Raw genomic sequence first — 16,407 nt, forward strand, 5'->3', positions numbered from 1 at the left:
AAGAAAGATGATGACAACAATTCAATTTTAGTGATATAATTTTCACAAATGAAGGGGGGTCCATCTGATCGCTCAAAAGGGAGATGGTCTTCTTGTTTGGAATTCCTGAAATAACTACCTTCGAAGTAGTGTCGATCTGGGGAATTTTGATTATCGCCATCATAGCCTTACTCTACGCGTTAATCCTCAGGAATCAGATCATCAAAGAAGACAAAGGACCCAAAGAGATGCAAAACATCTGGGAAGGCATAAGAAGTGGAGCAAATGCTTATCTCAGAAAGCAATTCAGATCCATTCTTCCCCTTATCGTCATCCTTGCAGTCGTACTTTTCCTTTCGGTTTATTTTGTCCCACCCAGTTCGGCCGCACTTATAAGATTTAAAGGAATGACGGACGCTGAGATCAATTTGATAGTCGGAATCGGACGTGCCCTTGCCTTTGTAATGGGAGCATTCTTTTCTTTAGCCGTGGGTCAGTTGGGAATGCGCATGGCAGTTCAAGGCAGCGTTCGCGTGGCCGCCGCTTCGAAGAAGGGACTAAATTACGCTTTAAAACTTGCCTACAGGGATGGGACTATAACCGGAATGCTTACGAACGGCCTCGGACTTCTGGGATGTATAATAATTTTTATGATCTTTGGAATTGATTCTCCCGACGTGCTTTTAGGGTTCGGACTTGGCGGGACTCTACTTGCGCTCTTTATGAGAGTGGGAGGCGGCATATACACAAAGGCTGCGGATGTTGGAGCAGACCTTGTTGGTAAGGTAGAGGTTGGGGTTCCCGAGGACGATCCGAGAAATGCCGCCGTCATAGCAGATCTTGTTGGAGACAACGTCGGAGACTGCGCTGGAATGGCCGCAGACATCTTTGAATCTTACGAGGTTACGATAGTTGCCGCGTTAATACTCGGCGTGGCCCTTTACCTTTCGACCAAACAGATAATGTGGGTACTCTTCCCGCTATTCGTAAGGGGAATAGGAGTTATCTCATCGATAATAGGGACATACCTTGTAGGAGTTGGAAAAGAGAAAAACGCGATGACCTCGATAAACAGAGGCTTTTACGTCTCGGCCGTTATATCCGTTATAGGCTTTGCCCTTGTTGCTATATTTTACATGCATGAATGGAGAGCCTTTTTCTCTGTAAGCGCCGGAATACTTCTTGCACTTGCACTAAACGAAATAACCAAGTATTTTACGGATACACGTTACAGACCCGTCAAAGACATAGCATCTGCCTCAAGAACAGGCGCGGCCACACTCATATTGAGGGGCCTTGTCGTTGGTTATGAGGCAACGGTCTGGCAGATACTCGCGATAGCCGGTGCGATAATAGCGGCTGTCGGGATTTACTGGGGTCAGGGCTTCACCTTTACCCTTTACGGGGTCGCAATGACGGGAATAGGAATGCTCACGTTGACTGGAAATTACTTGGGAATGGATTCATTTGGGCCTATATCAGACAACGCAAATGGCCTTGGAGAGATGTCAGATATGGACAAAGAATCAAGACAGAATTTGGCAGACCTTGATGCCGTTGGAAACACCACAAAGGCAATAACAAAGGGTGTTGCCATAGGTTCTGCAGTCATAGCGGCCGTCTCCCTATTTGGATCCTTCCTCACAAGCATAGCCCTTGTTCAGACCCAGATGGGAGTTCCTTCAAACCAGACAATCCTTGCAAAGGGAATAGACGTTTCTTCACCGATAGTCTTCGTCGGTCTTTTGATAGGCGGCGCGATTCCGTGGCTCTTTTCCTCTCTGATGATAAATGCCGTCGCCAAAGCGGCAGGTGCAATGGTCGAGGAGGTAAGGAGGCAATTCAAAATTCCGGGTTTGATGGAAGGAAAGGTCAAGCCTGATTACGAAAAACCGGTTGAAATAAGCACCGCGGCCGCCCAAAGAGAGTTGATAACTCTTGCTACCTTTGTAATACTTACACCGGTTGTGGTTGGCCTTGTACTTGGAGAAGAATCGCTCGGAGGATTTCTTGCCGGAGCAATTCTTTCGAGCCAATTGCTTGCCGTCTTTATGGCAACATCTGGAGGTGCATGGGATAATTCGAAAAAGACGATTGAAGATGGAATTTACGGAGGAAAGGGATCTGAGGCACATAAGGCATCCGTAGTCGGCGACACGGTTGGAGATCCTCTCAAAGATACCGCAGGTCCGGCCCTTAACCCGATGATGAAGGTCATAAACCTTGTAGCACTGATAATTGCACCTATAATAATAAGAGTCTCGGCTACCAATCCGATAGCGATAACAATAGGAATTCTTTCCGTAATCGCGATAATAGTATCCGTGATGTATTCGGTCCAAGGAGGATTTAAAAGGAAAAAGGTTGGAGAGGCGAATTTCTAATTTTGAAACAACGGTCGAAAGACCGTTGTTTCAAATTCAATGTTGACAATTTTGAATTTTAGTGGTATCATGTAAATGAAAACGATTATTGTTTTTGAAAGGAGATATGAAATTGGAAAAGTCTCAAATGAGGCTTACTTATCAAAGAAAGATAATACTTGAAGAACTCAAAAATCTTGGCAATCATCCAACGGTCGATGAAGTCTACCTTGCAGTCAAAAAAAGATTACCGAGAATAAGCATGAGTACCGTGTACAGAAGTTTAGAAGTGTTATCCAAAAATGGATTTATAAAAAAGTTAGAGCCTATTGATACGCAAAAAAGGTTCGATGATAACGTTGGTGTCCATTACCATTTTTACTGTCTTAACTGTGGAAAGATAAAGGATGCCCCGCTCCACGAAAGCGAATCGAAAGAGATAGAAGAGGCAATAAAATCCATTGAAAAAGTGATAGAAAAGAGAGGATACAAGGTGAACGGGTATACTCTCGAATTCTGGGGAAAGTGCGATCATTGTGAGGGTGGTGAGTCATATGGCGGCGAGAAAAGTAAAAAATGATGTCTTTTACGTTGGCGTCCAAGATTGGGACAGAGAACTTTTTGACGAATTAATACCTCTTAACGAAGGCACTTCTTACAATTCTTACCTCATAAAGGGAAGCCAGAAAAATGCCCTCATAGATACCGTAGATCCTTCTAAAAAAGACCTTTTCATAGAGAATATAAAAAGTCTCGGCCTCACAAGAATAGATTACGTGATCTCTCAACATGCAGAGCAGGATCATTCCGGATCAATTCCCAAGGTACTCGAACTTTATCCGGAAGCAAAAGTCGTCACAAACCAAAAGTGTAAAGAATTTTTGAAATCTTTGCTTTTAATAGATGATTCAAAATTCATAACGATAAATGATGGTGATGAACTTTCCCTCGGCGATAAAACTCTCAAATTCCTTTTCACTCCATGGGTTCACTGGCCCGAGACGATGTCCACATACCTAAAGGAAGATAAGATACTCTTTACCTGTGACTTTTTCGGGTCTCACGTTGCATCGACAGAACTCTTTGTAGGTCAAAAGAAAGATAGAGTTATAGAGGGTGCAAAAAGGTATTACGCCGAAATCATGATGCCATTTCGTTCTTCTATAAGATCGAATATAAAAAAAGTAGAAGAGATGAAGATAGATTTAATAGCACCAAGCCACGGTCAGATTTACGATCAACCAGACCTTATAATAAACGCTTACAAAGATTGGATCTCGGATAACGTTGAAAATAAAGTCACTGTACTTTATCTATCGATGCATGGAAGCACCCAAAAGATGATAGAAAGACTCATTGACGATCTTACGAAATTCGATATCGTTGTTGAACCCTTTAATCTAACGAAAATGGACGTGGGGAAGTTGGCAATATCTTTAGTCGACTCTGCGACGGCAGTTGTGGCAACGCCTACGATGCTTGTCGGAGTTCATCCGAACGTGGCATACGCTATGTATCTTTTCAACGCTTTAAGGCCAAAAACGAAATTCGTAGCGATTGTAAACTCTTACAGTTGGGGCGGACAGGCCATCGAGCAGATCAAAGGGATACTTTCTTCTTTCAAAGGTGAACTCCTGTCCCCTGTTACAGTTAACGGGTATCCAAAAGCAGAGGATATGAAGGCAATAGATAGCCTTGCAGAAAGTATTTTCAAAAAGCATAAAGAAATAGGAATAGCATAAGAGGAGGGATTTTATGATCAGCAAGCAAATCGAACAGGTCTTAAACGATCAGATAAACGCCGAATTTTATTCTTCGTATCTTTACATGGCAATGGCCGCTTACTTTAGATCTACAAAGTTGAATGGATTTGCAACGTGGATGGAAAAGCAGGCAAAGGAAGAAGAAGAACACGCTCTCAAGATATACGAATATTTAAACAAAAGAAATGGAAGGGTTTATTTTAAATCTATAAAGGAACCTCCATTCGAGTGGAAATCACCTTTGGACGTTTTCGAGGCGACATACGTTCACGAACAGGAAGTTACAAAATCGATAGAAAGGATAGTCTCTTTGGCAGACGGAGAAAAGGATTACGCAACTTCTTCATTCTTGCAATGGTTTGTCGATGAGCAGGTAGAAGAAGAGTATTCGGTTTTGCAGATTCTTGAAAGATTGAGAATGATAAAGGACTCCAATCAGGGTCTTTTGATGTTAGATGCAGAACTTGGAAAGAGAAACGAAGATTGAACAAAGGGGTGATCTGTAATGGCAAGTTTAAAAGAAGTTATAATGTCGGATGATTTCAAAAAGGAAAAACACGTACCGGTCATAGAAGCACCGGCACACGTTAAGAAAGGCGAAAAAGTAAAGGTAAATGTCAGCGTTGGAAAGGAAATTCCACATCCAAATACTACCGAGCATCATATCGCATGGATAGAGGTTTATTTCCTGCCATCTGGAGAGAAATATCCTTACGTTATAGGAAAATACGAATTTCAGGCTCACGGTGCATCAACGCAGGGTCCAAATACAAGTACCATATATTCAGATCCGGAAGTTACGATATCTTTCAAAACAGAAAAATCCGGAACTATAATAGCCTACTCCCATTGCAACATTCACGGTTTATGGTCAAGTCAGGTTGATTTGAAGGTCGAATGAAATTGTTTTGATCGATCAAAAGAGATGGACAGATGTCCATCTCTTTTGATATACTATCAAAAATTCATCGATAGGAGGTAAAATGCTTAAAAAGGATCTTTTAGAATCTCTTTATGCAAGATACAACAAATACGAATACATTCATCCGGATCCTCTCGAATTTTTATATAATTATCCAGATATAAGGGACAGAGAAATAGTAGGCCTTATCGCCGCCTCCCTTGCCTATGGAAGGGTTTCACAAATTTTAAAAGATGTCTCCTTTGTACTCGATAAAATGGAAAGGCCTTACGAATTCATAATGAATTCGGATCGCGAATATTTTGAAAATAAATTCGAAGGTTTTATCCACAGATACACCGATGTGAAAGAGTTAACACAATTTCTCATGAATCTAAAATCAATTTTGCAAAGATTCGGATCTATTCACGATGCCTTTAAGAGTGGAATGAAAATTAAGGATGAAAATGTGATTCCGGCACTTTCGAATTTCATAAGGCTGATAGTTCCAGACGGAAAGAAAAATACCCTTGTTCCTTCGGCAGAATGCAAAAGCCCTTGCAAGAGATTGAATCTTTTTTTGAGATGGATGGTAAGACACGATGAAGTGGATCCGGGAGGATGGGACGATATTCCTCCTTCAAAGTTGATCGTACCTTTAGACACGCACATGCACCATATCTCTCTCGTCTTGGGCTTAACATCACGAAAACAGGCAGACATGAAAGCGGCATATGAAATAACGGAAAACTTCAAGGCTATATCTCCAGAAGATCCGGTCAAATACGATTTTTGCCTGACAAGACTTGGAATAAGAGACGATACCGATATGAATGCCTTTTTTAAGGAGTACGAAAATGCTTAGTTTGGGCGTTATCGTCAACACTTTAACGGTTATTGGTGGAACTTTGATAGGAATACCGCTCGGGAATAAACTCAAAGAAAAGCACAAATCTGTCTTTTTCATCTCCATAGGCATACTGACTATTTTAATAGGTGTAAGTATGGGTCTTAAAACCGAAAATTTTCTCGTGGTCCTTGGCAGCCTTGTGATAGGAGGACTAATAGGAGAAATCGTCGGGATAGAGGATAAAATTTCAAACCTTTCAAAAAAATTCTCAAAGAGAGATTCGAATTTTGCGACCGGTTTTATATCCACGACCGTGCTCTTCGTTGTAGGCCCAATGACGATCCTTGGATGTGTTAATTCTGGACTTACTGGAAACAACGAGATTTTGTACGTTAAATCGATAATGGATGGAATAAGTTCTATAGCCTTTGCTTCCGTTTACGGAATAGGGGTTCTTATGTCTGCTGGAAGTGTCTTTGTGATAGAGGGTGGCCTTGCACTGCTCGCGTCTTTCTTTCAATTTTTGACATTGCCGGCCTACTTGAACGACTTCACCGGCACGGGCGGGGCCATGATGCTGATGATAGGCTTGAGAATATTGAATGTAAAAGAAATAAAGGTTGGCAATTTCCTGCCAGCCCTTATCGTAGCCCCTCTAATAGATTTTTTCATCGTCTTATTTCACTGACGAAAACAACTTGGATGCCCACGCTTTCAGAGTATCTATATTCCCGTTTGTCGCCATCACAACGTAGAGGTCTTTGTATTTGACCGCCATCGAGTTGTACCCTTGAGATTTGAACTGACTTACGAGTGGATCTGGAGAAACTCTCGAATTCACTTGGAAGAGATAACAAACAACGTTGTTTTGTGGAGGTATTATCCCGCTTACTATGGTAAAATCAACGCCATTTAGTTTGAGAGACATTATGTTGGCATTTGTGAGATTTGATATTATTTTCCAGACAACCGATTCAATCGTGTCCGGCGTTGCTTCGCTGTGAATTTTAAATGATTTCAAAACGCTTTGGAAGTATTCTGAAGATACAGGGATTACCTGCGTGTATATCATCGAAATCGAATTTTTGTCCCTTTGTACTTTCATGAATCTGATTATCAGATTTCCCTTAGAAAGAATGGCAATGTAAGTTGAAGTAGGCGTTATCAAGTTCACCTGTATAGAAGGCTCTCCTTGATAAATCACATTTTGAGTGGATATTATCGTAGTCGTTGTGGCCGAAGAAAGTAATTCCATGAACTTCTGCTCTATATCTGAAATTGGCACCGGAGAAGGTCTCATCTCATTACCTTCGATTATATAGGTATCACCATTTATCATTGCCCATTCGAATGGCATTGGTGCTATAACGTTTACTATCTCATTTCTACCATCACGCAAAACATTTTCATATCTGACCCTTGAATTTTGTCCTTCTTCAATGACGATTCTCTGACCCTGGATGATCTGCGAAGCGTAAGAAGTGATAAAGGTATTTATAAATGAAGAACCAAAGGTATATGAAACAAAGATCAAAAAGATGAATGGATAAACTAAAACCCTCAAAATTGATCACTCACATACTTTATCTTTAAAAGGTAATCAAGGCTCGAATTACTCTGGGCATAGGTAAGAGTTGTACCGGGTTCCGACTTCAAAAGTGAGATTCCAGCAGAGGCCGCTTTATCGTAAGCGAAGTTGGAATTGACGGCCGGATTAAAGACGTAAAAGGCTAAAATCACCGATACGGCGACAGCGGCAGTTGGAACTCCGAAGATCAGTCCCTTTTTGATCTTCTCTTTTCTTTGTATCCTTGAAACTATCTTTTCCTCAAGTGCTTTTGAAGGTTTGAAGGTGTAAAGAAGTTTAACACCGTCTTTTATCTTTTGATAATTTTGGACAAAGACTCTACAACTCACACATACTTTGAGATGTTCTTCAAATTGAGCCTTCTCTTCCTGACTAAGTTCTTCATTTATAAACTTTTCCCTGAACTCCTCACACTTCATCGTTAATCTCTCCTTCGATGCCCAATTTACTCTCTAATATATTCTTAAGCCTTTCCCGAGCATAGTGAAGTCTACTTTTAACAGTACCAACGGGTTTATCCATTATCTCTGCTATCTGTTCATAACTCATGCCTTCTATTTCCCTTAAATTTATGAGAAGTTTGTCCTCTTTTGAAAGAGAATCTATCGCTTTCGATATCTCTTCGGCCGAAAGAGTTTTCATGAGTTCATCAGACGGCATTGAATCATCTACAGGTTCTCTTATGTTGTTCTTGGTATCTTCATCTTCCTGCTCTCCAAAATTTGTAAGAATCTCTCTTCGCCTTTGCTTCTTTCCAAGCATATCCTTACACACGTTAACGGTGATCCTGTAAACCCACGTCGAAAGCGAAGAATCTCCGCGAAATTTTTTTATGTTCTTGTAAATTTTGATGAAGACTTCCTGTACAACATCTTCAACATCATCAACGCCCAAATAAGATCGAGCGATTCCACCTATTTTTTCAGCATACTCTCTGTACAATTCACTGTATGCGTTAGAGTCAGAACGCTTTAAACCTTCTATAAGTTTTTGTTCTTCCAAATTTTAAATCCCTCTCCTAATTTTAGACATAAAAAAATAAAGATATGTTCAAAAACAAAAGATCTCCGTTAACCGGAGATCTTCTTCTACTTAAAAGATCACTTTTGAGCAGTTTGAACTTGAGCCTGAAAAGATCTCACTTTCTTGACAAGTCTTGACTTTCTTCTTGCGGCCTGTTTTTTGTGAATGGCTCCAACCTTTGCCGCCTTATCGATCTTCGAAAAGGCCTCACTCAAACTTTGAGAGACGTCCTCTCCTTTTTGCGCAAGTAAAAGAACCTTTTTGACAGCCGTTCTGAACTGTGATTTTCTTATCTGATTTTGCAGATGCCTTTTTTCAGACTTTTTTATGTTCTTTATGGCCGACTTTATATTTGCCATTTAAACCTCCTTACAAAAAATTACAGAATCAACCTTCATTCTGTCCGCTTTCCGAGTATATCATATATCATTTAAAAATTCAATATAGTGTTTTTAAGGACATAAAAACAAAATGACCATGCAAGAGGAAAAGCAGAGAAATAAAACCCCGCCATACGGCGGGGTAGTTCATTTAACTTCTGTCCAGCGTGGCGTAAATGGATAAGACTCTATCGGGCTTATGTGCTCGATATACTCTTTCACGACATCTGCAAGCACATACCCCGTGTTGTACTGCTGGGCATTTTTAAGCATCGAATAGTTATCTCCACCATTTGCCATGTAATCATTCGTTGCAACCGTGTAAATCGCATCTGGATCTATGGGTTTGCCATCAAGCAATATGTTCTCGACTCCATTTGGTGTTACGGTGTAGGTTAATCCCCATTCGTTCAATCTCGCACCGGTGTCCTCCGGATGGTAAACACCTCCCCATTGAATCGCCTTTAGCAGATCGGAGCCCTTTATTTTCAAAATCACAACTGTGTTTCCAAAAGGAAGTACCGTCAAAACGGTTTTATATGTTATCGTTCCGGCCGGAATCGGAGCGCGAATTCCTCCACCATTCATCAAAACGGCCTGAACTCCCATGTCTTTGAACTTCCATGCAACGGCGTCAGTTATGAGATGTCCGATAAGTGTATCGGCCTTTCGCGTGCTGTCCTTTTCATTTGCAAAGTTCACCTTCGAGTATCCAATGGGTTCATTTAATTTTCCAGATCCGACTATTTGATAAGCGGTAAGGAGATCCTGAATGGCTTCATTTGGCTTTATATCTTTGGAGACAGTTATGAGTTTGTAAGTATAGGTTGCAACATGTCCATTTTCAACTATGAGATCGAGACGCGCTATGTATTTTGAGTAAGATCCTGCCTGAACTATTAAAGTGCCGTTAACGTTGAAAGGAGATGTTACAGCGGTATGGCTATGGCCGTCAAAGATCGCCGCTATCCCGCTAACACTTTGAGCAAGAGAGACGCTTCCGCCGTAAGGGTTATTTGGAGGATCCAATTTTTCGGCAGTTTCAACTGCACCGGGAGTTCCGGCAACGGTCTGTTCACTGTATCCGAAAATCCCGAGATGCGTAAGGGCGATGACTATTCCATCCGGTCCTACCATTTTTTGAAGCATCGGAACATATTTTTGTGCGACCTCATCGGGGGAGAGGAAGTCATATCCCTTTACATATTCGGGATTTCCAATATACTCTGTCGTCTTAGTAGTTAATCCAAGAATGGCAACCTTCAAATCCGGAAAATTTTCGATAAGATACGGCTGACCAACTGTCTTATCGGTACCTTTGTAAACTATATTCGCAGACAAAAATGGAAAATCTGCCCATGCCATCTGTCTTGAGAGTACCGACCAGGGGTGATCGAATTCATGGTTCCCTATTGTCATGGCGTTAAGGCCCATCATATCGAGAGCGAGTATATCTGGCCTTGCGTAGAGCATATCCGATTCGGGAACTCCTGTGTTAACGTCACCTGCATGAAGGAAAAGGAAGTCCCATCCATTGGCTTGAGCCTCGGATCTCACTTGGTTGACGATCGTCGCTATGGCCGCAAATCCCCCGTAATTGCCGTAAGGCCACGCGTGTCCGTGAGTATCGTTAATCTCAAGGACGACAAGATGAGCAGAAAAACCTATGATGGCAATCAGAAGTGTAAAAGCCATCAAGGCCACAAAACTTCTTTTCATAATCCCCGACCTCCTTAATTTTCTTTAAAATATCTTACCACAAAATTTTAAATAATGTGAATGAAGAGGTAGGGCGTATCGTGTGGCGTGATCCGATAGTGTATACTTGTATTAAATTCAACTGCGTAAAGGAGGTTTAAAATGAATTTCGAGAAAATCGAAATAGGGCAAAACTTCGAAAGCGATATGATTATAACCGATGAGATGGTAAAAGAATTTGCAAGAATAACCGGAGACAACAATCCTTTGCATTTAGATGAAGAATTCGCCAAAAAAACTCAATTCGGAAGAAGAATAGCCCATGGAATGCTCATCGCATCTTTGATATCGAAGGTTTTAGGCAGAGACTTCCCCGGTCCCGGAACTGTTTATGTCTCTCAGTTTATCCAGTTTAGAAAACCGGTCTACATAGGGGAAACCGTTAAAATAAAAATAGAAGTAAAGGACAAAAAAATTGAAAAGAAGCGTTTGATTTTAAATACAACGGTTATGGTTAAAGACAGGATCGTTATAACAGGTGAAGCAGAAGTTTACCTTCCAGATCAATGATTCAGAATTTAAAGTTTGTTCGGTATATAGTATAATAAACATAAAGAAATATTTGAAAGGGGCTTTAAGATGAGAATACTCAGCGGCATGAGACCGACCGGACATCTACATATAGGAAATCTTCTCGGAGCACTTGATAACTGGGTTAGGCTTCAAAATGAAGGAAATGAGACGTATTTTTTCGTCGCAGATTGGCACATGCTCACGACAGGTTACAAAGATACTTCAACGCTTTCTCAAATGACTAAAGTTTTAGTCATAGAATATCTGTCTGCGGGAATAGATCCGCAAAAGAGTGTCATCTTCGTTCAGTCAGCGATCAAAGGCCATGCGGAATTATTTTTGATCCTTTCGATGATAACGCCGCTCGGAAGACTCGAAAGGATCCCAACGTACAAAGAACAATTAAGAGAATTGTCTGATAGGGAAATAACAACCTTCGGATTTTTAGGATATCCTGTTCTTATGGCCTCTGATATACTCATATACGATGCTGACGGAGTACCTGTTGGAGAGGATCAGACTTACCACCTCGAATTCACGCGTGAGATCGCAGAGAAGTTCAACTCTCTTTACGGAGAAACTCTTAAAATTCCGAAAGCCCTTTTTTCACAGGTACCAAAATTGTTAGGGACAGACGGAAGAAAGATGTCTAAAAGTTATGGAAATGTCATAAACATCGATTCCAACTTAAAGGAATTGAAGGATAAAATAATGCCAATGCCAACAGATCCTGCAAGAATTCATAGGTACGATCCTGGCACACCGGAAAAGTGTAACGTATGGCATTACCATCTTGCCTTTAACACGCCGAAAGAAAAATTGGATTATATTCACGAAGGATGTACAAAGGCTACAATAGGATGCATTGAATGCAAGAAGATTTTAATAGAAAGCATGGCAAATAAACTCGGCCCCATATGGGAAAAGATCGCCTATTACAAAGCACATGAGAATGAAGTCGAAGACATAATAAATGATGGAAATGAAAAGGCCAGAAAAAGTGCGGAAGAAACGATGAAAAAGGTCAGAAAGGCCCTAAATCTTTCTTTTTGAGGTGATAGATGGAGGTAAAGACGGGTCAATTTGAGGGTTCTCTCGATCTTTTACTCTTTCTTGTGAAAAAGCATAAGATGAATCCTCTCGATCTTAAAATATCCGAAATAACCGATGAATTTGTCTCCTATGTCAAAGAAATGGATAAGGTTGACATAGAGAGTGCCTCGGACTTTATACTGATGGCCTCAACGCTTATGGAGATAAAATCGAGAATGCTTTTGAATCCTTCAAAGGAAGTTGTCGAAAAGCAATCGGAGATCGCAAAGCAACTTTACGAATATTCGCTGGTAAAGAACGCGATGGAAAAAATAGAAAGGCTTTACAATTTACACTCGATGGAATACGATATTTCTATAATTCCTGAATTCGTAAAAGAAGTTCCAGAGACTTTGCCAGATGAATTCATCAAGATCATCAACAGCGTAAAAAACGAGATTAATCTCAGGAAAAGAGTCTACAGGATAACGCGCGATCTTTATTCTTTCTCGAAGAAAATGGAAGCAATCAAAGCGCTTATCTCAAAACGCAGGAAGATGAAATTAGGCGAAATAATCGAGATGTCCAAAGACAGACTCGAGGCCGTCGTTACTTTTGTAACGATTCTCGAACTTTTAAGACTGAAATTCATAATCATAGATTCGGAATCATCGGTGATGATAAATGAAGAATACGATGGCTGAAATAGAAGCACTGATCATGAGCGGACGTGGACTTACAGTTCAGGAATTGATCAAGTTAACGGGGAAAACGAGAAATGAAGTGCTCGAAAGCATTGACAAAATAGAAGAAGAATACTCGAAAGAAATCCATGGCGTTGAATTGAAAAATGTGGCCGGAAGATATTCTTTTTTTACCAAGGCCGATTATGCCGAGAGTATTTCAAAGATAAAAAAGAGATCTGTAAGCGAATTGACTAATTCTCAAATGCAGGTGCTTGCGATAATAGCGTACAATCAACCTTTAACTTTGAAGGAGATAGAAAGGTTTCGTGGAAGTAGTTGTGCAAACCAGACAAAAGAATTGATCTCGCTTGGACTTGTGAGAAGGGTACGTGACAGATCAAAAAAAGGCAACCCATTCATGTATGTTACGACGGAAAATTTTTTGAAGATTCTTGGGATATCGGATATATCGAAGTTAAAGGAGGGCTTGATTGAGGATACAAAAGTATCTCAGGATGTGCGGAATAACCTCGAGGAGGAAGGCTGAAGAACTTGTGATAAATGGGAAAGTGAGCGTAAACGGTAACACTATACACGACTTTGTTTCTGTAAATGAAACGGATGACGTAAGGGTAGAAGGAAAAAGTGTCAAGATAAGAGAAAAAGTCTATTACATTTTTAACAAACCTGCCGGATACTTAACGACAAAAAATGATCCGCAGGGAAGAAAGACGATCTTTGACATATTGAAAATTGAGCCGGACATCTTCCCGGTCGGAAGATTGGACGCGGACACCGAAGGACTTTTGATTTTGACGAATGACGGGGATATGGCCCAAAAGTTATTACATCCACGCTTTGAAGTGCCGAGAAATTACGAATTGATCGTGGAATCAAAGGTTGAAGACGAAGAATTAAAAAAACTCGAAGAAGGCATAACGCTTCCTTACGGATACAAGGCAAGAATGAAGGCAAAGATCTTAAGATACGATGGATCGAAGACTTACCTAAGAGTTTCAATAAGCGAAGGTAGGAAGCGTGAAATAAGGAGAACTTTTAAATTCATTGGTCATCCTGTTATTTATTTGAAGAGAGTTTCATTTGGTCCTTTCAATATCGGAGATCTTCCCCGTGGAAGTTTTAGAAAATTGACCGAAAAAGAGTTAAGAGAATTGAGAGAGTATGTAAATAGAAAATGAGACCCAACCGGGTCTCATTACAAAAACTGTTGAGGGGGGATAGGGGGTATCCACTGTCAGATACATCATACCACAGTCATTGTTTCTTTTAGGTTATTTAACGAACAAAATGTTGTAAAAAAATATAGTTTCTTGGAAAGGAGAGTTATCCTATGAAAAAAAGATTTTTAGTTTTTTTAATCCTTTTAAGCGCGCTTTGCATTTCGGTAGCCTTTTCGATGACGGTCGATCAAAATGGCATCAATATGCTTATTGGCGCTCAAAACAGTATTCAACTGTACAAAGAATACGGAGACGTGAGTGGCCTAAATCAAGCCATTGCGCAGATAAATTTGTTCCTTTCGCAGTATACACAGCCGGCCCAATACATAGGTCAGGCGTACGAAACTCTCGGAGATGCTTATTTTCTTTTGAACAATTATTCTCAAGCCGTGAATGCCTACGGTATGGCGATAAAGTATCTAACGATCGGATCGCCGGATTATAACTACTCCGTCTATTCTTTAGCCTACTCTTACATGGACAGTGGAGATTACTCAAATGCGCTCAAATATTTTTCGATGCTTTACAATACATCTTATTCAGATGAGGCAAAGGTGCTCACTGGAGGAATATATTTCAATCTCGGTCAGTACGATCAGGCTACATCTGTTCTAAACACAGTCCAGACAAACAAATGGAAGGCATGGGCTTATTATTACATGGGAAGGATATATTTCAACATCGGAAATTATTCAAAGGCGATAACTTTGCTTGGAAGTGTACCGCAATATTCGCAGGATTTAAATGTCATCGAACCTTCGATATATTACCAATCTTATGCCTACCTGAATAGTGGAGACATTCAAAATGCTATAAAGGTGGCCCAAAATGCCATCAACACATATCCTCCCACAACATGGACATTTGATCTTTACATGATACTCGGCCAGTCCTATTACGAAAATGGACAGTACAAAGAGGCGATAAAGAGTTTTGAAAGTGCCCAAAATCTTAACACATCATCGATGTACGAGGCGATAAGTGCAAAAGCGTGGGCCGAATATAAACTCGGTGATTATTCGGACGCGATATCTGACTGGGAAAATGTACTTAACAACGCTAAAAATATACAACTCGCCTTTAACGCCGGAATAAATGCCGGAAGTACATTAAGAGAGAATAAAGATTTTACCAATGCAATAAAACTTTACGATCAAATGGAGTCAAAGTTTCCATCTTACACAGACAATATAAACCTTGAAAAGGGAAAGACTTATTTAGAGAGTGGAGATTACCAAAAAGCAACATCCATATTCACAACTCTATCGAAATTGTCCGGTGCCATAAGAGACTCTGCAATATATTGGCTTGCTTACACCTACAGCCTTCAGAACAACTACACGCTTGCGATATCCACCCTTTCGAATTTAATTCAGAGTGCCCAGAGTTCTGACACAAGGGCAAAGTCTTACATGCTTGAAGGAGATATCTATGCAAAGGCTCTTCAGTACGATAATGCCATAACAGCGTACAAAAATGCAATGAACTTCGGAAGTCAAACTACCAAATTGACTGCCGGATACAATCTTGGCCTTATGTATTACAACAACGAAGATTACAACAATGCCATAAAGCAATTCACATACGTTATAAACAACAGAACTGTGGATCCAAATCTTGCCCTCAACGCCGCTTATTACCTGAGTCAGTGCTATGTGAACACAAAGGATTACAATTCCGCAATAGCAACGTATGATTGGATAACAAAATACGACTTTCAGAATCTCTACAGATCATCTATATACGTCCTTAAAGCGATCGCGATGGGAAAACTCGGTCTTTACTCTCAGATACCTTCCTATGTGGACTCAGTCTTAAACAACTATCCAAACATCTCAACAAAAGACGATCTGCTTTATTACAAAGCAAACGCTTACATGAAGACGAACAACTTTTCACAGGCCTTTGAAATAGCAAAATCGCTTTCGAGCCAAAACATGTCAAATGATGCCAAGGGAGGAGTGCTTTACATAGAGGCAAAGTATTACCAGTACATAAATGATCTTACGAATGCAGAAAAGTATCTCAAAAACGTCTACATGCTCTACCCGTCGAGTAGCGTTGCCCCTCAGGCCGCTTACGACCTTGGCATGATATATTACTCGGCCCAGGATTATTCGAATGCAAAGGATGCATTCTTTGCGCTTGTCTCGCTTTTCCCCTCGAATCCACTTGCTCCAGAAGCGCTTTACTACATAGGCCTTTCTTACGAAAATATGGGCCAGGCCAATAACGCCATTCAGATTTACAATTCTTTGATTTCGAAATATCCAAATTCATCTTACGTTTCGAAGGCTCAAGCCAGATTGTCTGTGCTTGAAAAGCGGTGA

18 protein-coding genes are annotated in these 16,407 nt (G+C 40.6%); 13 read left to right on the plus strand and 5 right to left on the minus strand.

Annotated features, from left to right (window positions below; translation table 11 throughout):
• Positions 1-101: 101 nt before the first annotated feature.
• The 7 genes from ATHSA_RS00840 to ATHSA_RS00870 all read left to right on the plus strand — a co-directional run bounded on the left by ATHSA_RS00840 (position 102) and on the right by ATHSA_RS00870 (position 6,544).
• On the plus strand, positions 102-2,363 hold the full coding sequence (locus ATHSA_RS00840; protein WP_408626217.1) for a sodium-translocating pyrophosphatase: 2,262 nt from the start codon (positions 102-104) through the stop codon (positions 2,361-2,363).
• A 112-nt stretch (positions 2,364-2,475) separates the two neighbouring features.
• On the plus strand, positions 2,476-2,922 hold the full coding sequence (locus tag ATHSA_RS00845) for a Fur family transcriptional regulator (RefSeq protein ID WP_197739181.1): 447 nt from the start codon (positions 2,476-2,478) through the stop codon (positions 2,920-2,922).
• Positions 2,897-4,084 (plus strand): FprA family A-type flavoprotein, encoded by a 1,188-nt coding sequence (locus ATHSA_RS00850; RefSeq protein WP_161847306.1) that lies wholly within the window; start codon positions 2,897-2,899, stop codon positions 4,082-4,084. Before ATHSA_RS00845 ends, ATHSA_RS00850 begins: the two co-directional genes overlap by 26 nt.
• 13 nt (positions 4,085-4,097) lie before the next feature.
• On the plus strand, positions 4,098-4,592 hold the full coding sequence (locus ATHSA_RS00855; protein ID WP_161847307.1) for a ferritin: 495 nt from the start codon (positions 4,098-4,100) through the stop codon (positions 4,590-4,592).
• A gap of 18 nt (positions 4,593-4,610) precedes the next feature.
• A complete protein-coding gene (locus tag ATHSA_RS00860) occupies positions 4,611-5,006 on the plus strand; it encodes a class II SORL domain-containing protein (protein ID WP_161847308.1) in 396 nt (131 codons plus the stop codon).
• A gap of 82 nt (positions 5,007-5,088) precedes the next feature.
• Positions 5,089-5,871, plus strand: a complete 783-nt coding sequence (locus ATHSA_RS00865) for a TIGR02757 family protein (RefSeq protein ID WP_161847309.1) — start codon at positions 5,089-5,091, stop codon at positions 5,869-5,871.
• Positions 5,864-6,544 (plus strand): DUF554 domain-containing protein, encoded by a 681-nt coding sequence (locus tag ATHSA_RS00870; RefSeq protein WP_161847310.1) that lies wholly within the window; start codon positions 5,864-5,866, stop codon positions 6,542-6,544. The genes ATHSA_RS00865 and ATHSA_RS00870 overlap by 8 nt, the downstream gene beginning before the upstream one ends.
• Here ATHSA_RS00870 and ATHSA_RS00875 read toward each other — a convergent pair.
• The 5 genes from ATHSA_RS00875 to ATHSA_RS00895 form a co-directional block, all read right to left on the minus strand.
• Positions 6,533-7,420 (minus strand): hypothetical protein, encoded by an 888-nt coding sequence (locus tag ATHSA_RS00875; protein ID WP_161847311.1) that lies wholly within the window; start codon positions 7,418-7,420, stop codon positions 6,533-6,535. The genes ATHSA_RS00870 and ATHSA_RS00875 overlap by 12 nt on opposite strands.
• Complete coding sequence (locus ATHSA_RS00880) at positions 7,417-7,863, minus strand: anti-sigma factor family protein (RefSeq protein ID WP_161847312.1); 447 nt, start codon at positions 7,861-7,863, stop codon at positions 7,417-7,419. Before ATHSA_RS00880 ends, ATHSA_RS00875 begins: the two co-directional genes overlap by 4 nt.
• Positions 7,853-8,446: an RNA polymerase sigma factor gene (locus ATHSA_RS00885; protein WP_161847313.1), complete on the minus strand. Its 594-nt coding sequence runs from the start codon at positions 8,444-8,446 to the stop codon at positions 7,853-7,855. The genes ATHSA_RS00880 and ATHSA_RS00885 overlap by 11 nt, the downstream gene beginning before the upstream one ends.
• 98 nt (positions 8,447-8,544) lie before the next feature.
• Positions 8,545-8,826, minus strand: coding sequence for a 30S ribosomal protein S20 (gene rpsT, locus ATHSA_RS00890; protein ID WP_161847314.1), 282 nt, complete (start codon positions 8,824-8,826; stop codon positions 8,545-8,547).
• Between the two features lie 168 nt (positions 8,827-8,994).
• Positions 8,995-10,566 carry a 5'-nucleotidase C-terminal domain-containing protein gene (locus tag ATHSA_RS00895; protein WP_161847315.1) on the minus strand — a complete coding sequence of 524 codons (1,572 nt, stop codon included), beginning with the start codon at positions 10,564-10,566 and terminating at the stop codon, positions 8,995-8,997.
• A gap of 141 nt (positions 10,567-10,707) precedes the next feature.
• Between ATHSA_RS00895 and ATHSA_RS00900 the strand changes: the two genes are divergently transcribed.
• From ATHSA_RS00900 to ATHSA_RS00925, 6 genes are all read left to right on the plus strand, one after another.
• A complete protein-coding gene (locus ATHSA_RS00900) occupies positions 10,708-11,115 on the plus strand; it encodes a MaoC family dehydratase (RefSeq protein WP_161847316.1) in 408 nt (135 codons plus the stop codon).
• A 69-nt stretch (positions 11,116-11,184) separates the two neighbouring features.
• Positions 11,185-12,171, plus strand: a complete 987-nt coding sequence (trpS, locus tag ATHSA_RS00905) for a tryptophan--tRNA ligase (protein ID WP_161847317.1) — start codon at positions 11,185-11,187, stop codon at positions 12,169-12,171.
• Between the two features lie 8 nt (positions 12,172-12,179).
• On the plus strand, positions 12,180-12,854 hold the full coding sequence (locus ATHSA_RS00910) for a segregation and condensation protein A (protein WP_161847318.1): 675 nt from the start codon (positions 12,180-12,182) through the stop codon (positions 12,852-12,854).
• On the plus strand, positions 12,835-13,383 hold the full coding sequence (scpB, locus tag ATHSA_RS00915) for an SMC-Scp complex subunit ScpB (RefSeq protein WP_161847319.1): 549 nt from the start codon (positions 12,835-12,837) through the stop codon (positions 13,381-13,383). The genes ATHSA_RS00910 and scpB overlap by 20 nt, the downstream gene beginning before the upstream one ends.
• Positions 13,328-14,035 (plus strand): pseudouridine synthase, encoded by a 708-nt coding sequence (locus ATHSA_RS00920; protein ID WP_161847320.1) that lies wholly within the window; start codon positions 13,328-13,330, stop codon positions 14,033-14,035. Before scpB ends, ATHSA_RS00920 begins: the two co-directional genes overlap by 56 nt.
• 152 nt (positions 14,036-14,187) lie before the next feature.
• On the plus strand, positions 14,188-16,407 hold the full coding sequence (locus tag ATHSA_RS00925; protein ID WP_161847321.1) for a tetratricopeptide repeat protein: 2,220 nt from the start codon (positions 14,188-14,190) through the stop codon (positions 16,405-16,407).

Origin of the sequence: Athalassotoga saccharophila (assembly GCF_009936215.1) — a bacterium.
In the GTDB taxonomy this organism is placed as follows: domain Bacteria; phylum Thermotogota; class Thermotogae; order Mesoaciditogales; family Mesoaciditogaceae; genus Athalassotoga; species Athalassotoga saccharophila.

Bases quoted from the DNA above. Each gene is read 5' to 3' on its own strand.
- ATHSA_RS00850 (WP_161847306.1), top strand. From the start codon at position 2,897: ATGGCGGCGAGAAAAGTAAAAAATGATGTCTTTTACGTTGGCGTCCAA.
- ATHSA_RS00855 (WP_161847307.1), top strand. From the start codon at position 4,098: ATGATCAGCAAGCAAATCGAACAGGTCTTAAACGATCAGATAAACGCC.
- ATHSA_RS00860 (WP_161847308.1), top strand. From the start codon at position 4,611: ATGGCAAGTTTAAAAGAAGTTATAATGTCGGATGATTTCAAAAAGGAA.
- ATHSA_RS00865 (WP_161847309.1), top strand. From the start codon at position 5,089: ATGCTTAAAAAGGATCTTTTAGAATCTCTTTATGCAAGATACAACAAA.
- ATHSA_RS00870 (WP_161847310.1), top strand. From the start codon at position 5,864: ATGCTTAGTTTGGGCGTTATCGTCAACACTTTAACGGTTATTGGTGGA.
- ATHSA_RS00880 (WP_161847312.1), bottom strand. From the start codon at position 7,863: ATGAAGTGTGAGGAGTTCAGGGAAAAGTTTATAAATGAAGAACTTAGT.
- rpsT (WP_161847314.1), bottom strand. From the start codon at position 8,826: ATGGCAAATATAAAGTCGGCCATAAAGAACATAAAAAAGTCTGAAAAA.
- ATHSA_RS00895 (WP_161847315.1), bottom strand. From the start codon at position 10,566: ATGAAAAGAAGTTTTGTGGCCTTGATGGCTTTTACACTTCTGATTGCC.
- ATHSA_RS00900 (WP_161847316.1), top strand. From the start codon at position 10,708: ATGAATTTCGAGAAAATCGAAATAGGGCAAAACTTCGAAAGCGATATG.
- trpS (WP_161847317.1), top strand. From the start codon at position 11,185: ATGAGAATACTCAGCGGCATGAGACCGACCGGACATCTACATATAGGA.
- ATHSA_RS00910 (WP_161847318.1), top strand. From the start codon at position 12,180: ATGGAGGTAAAGACGGGTCAATTTGAGGGTTCTCTCGATCTTTTACTC.
- scpB (WP_161847319.1), top strand. From the start codon at position 12,835: ATGAAGAATACGATGGCTGAAATAGAAGCACTGATCATGAGCGGACGT.
- ATHSA_RS00925 (WP_161847321.1), top strand. From the start codon at position 14,188: ATGAAAAAAAGATTTTTAGTTTTTTTAATCCTTTTAAGCGCGCTTTGC.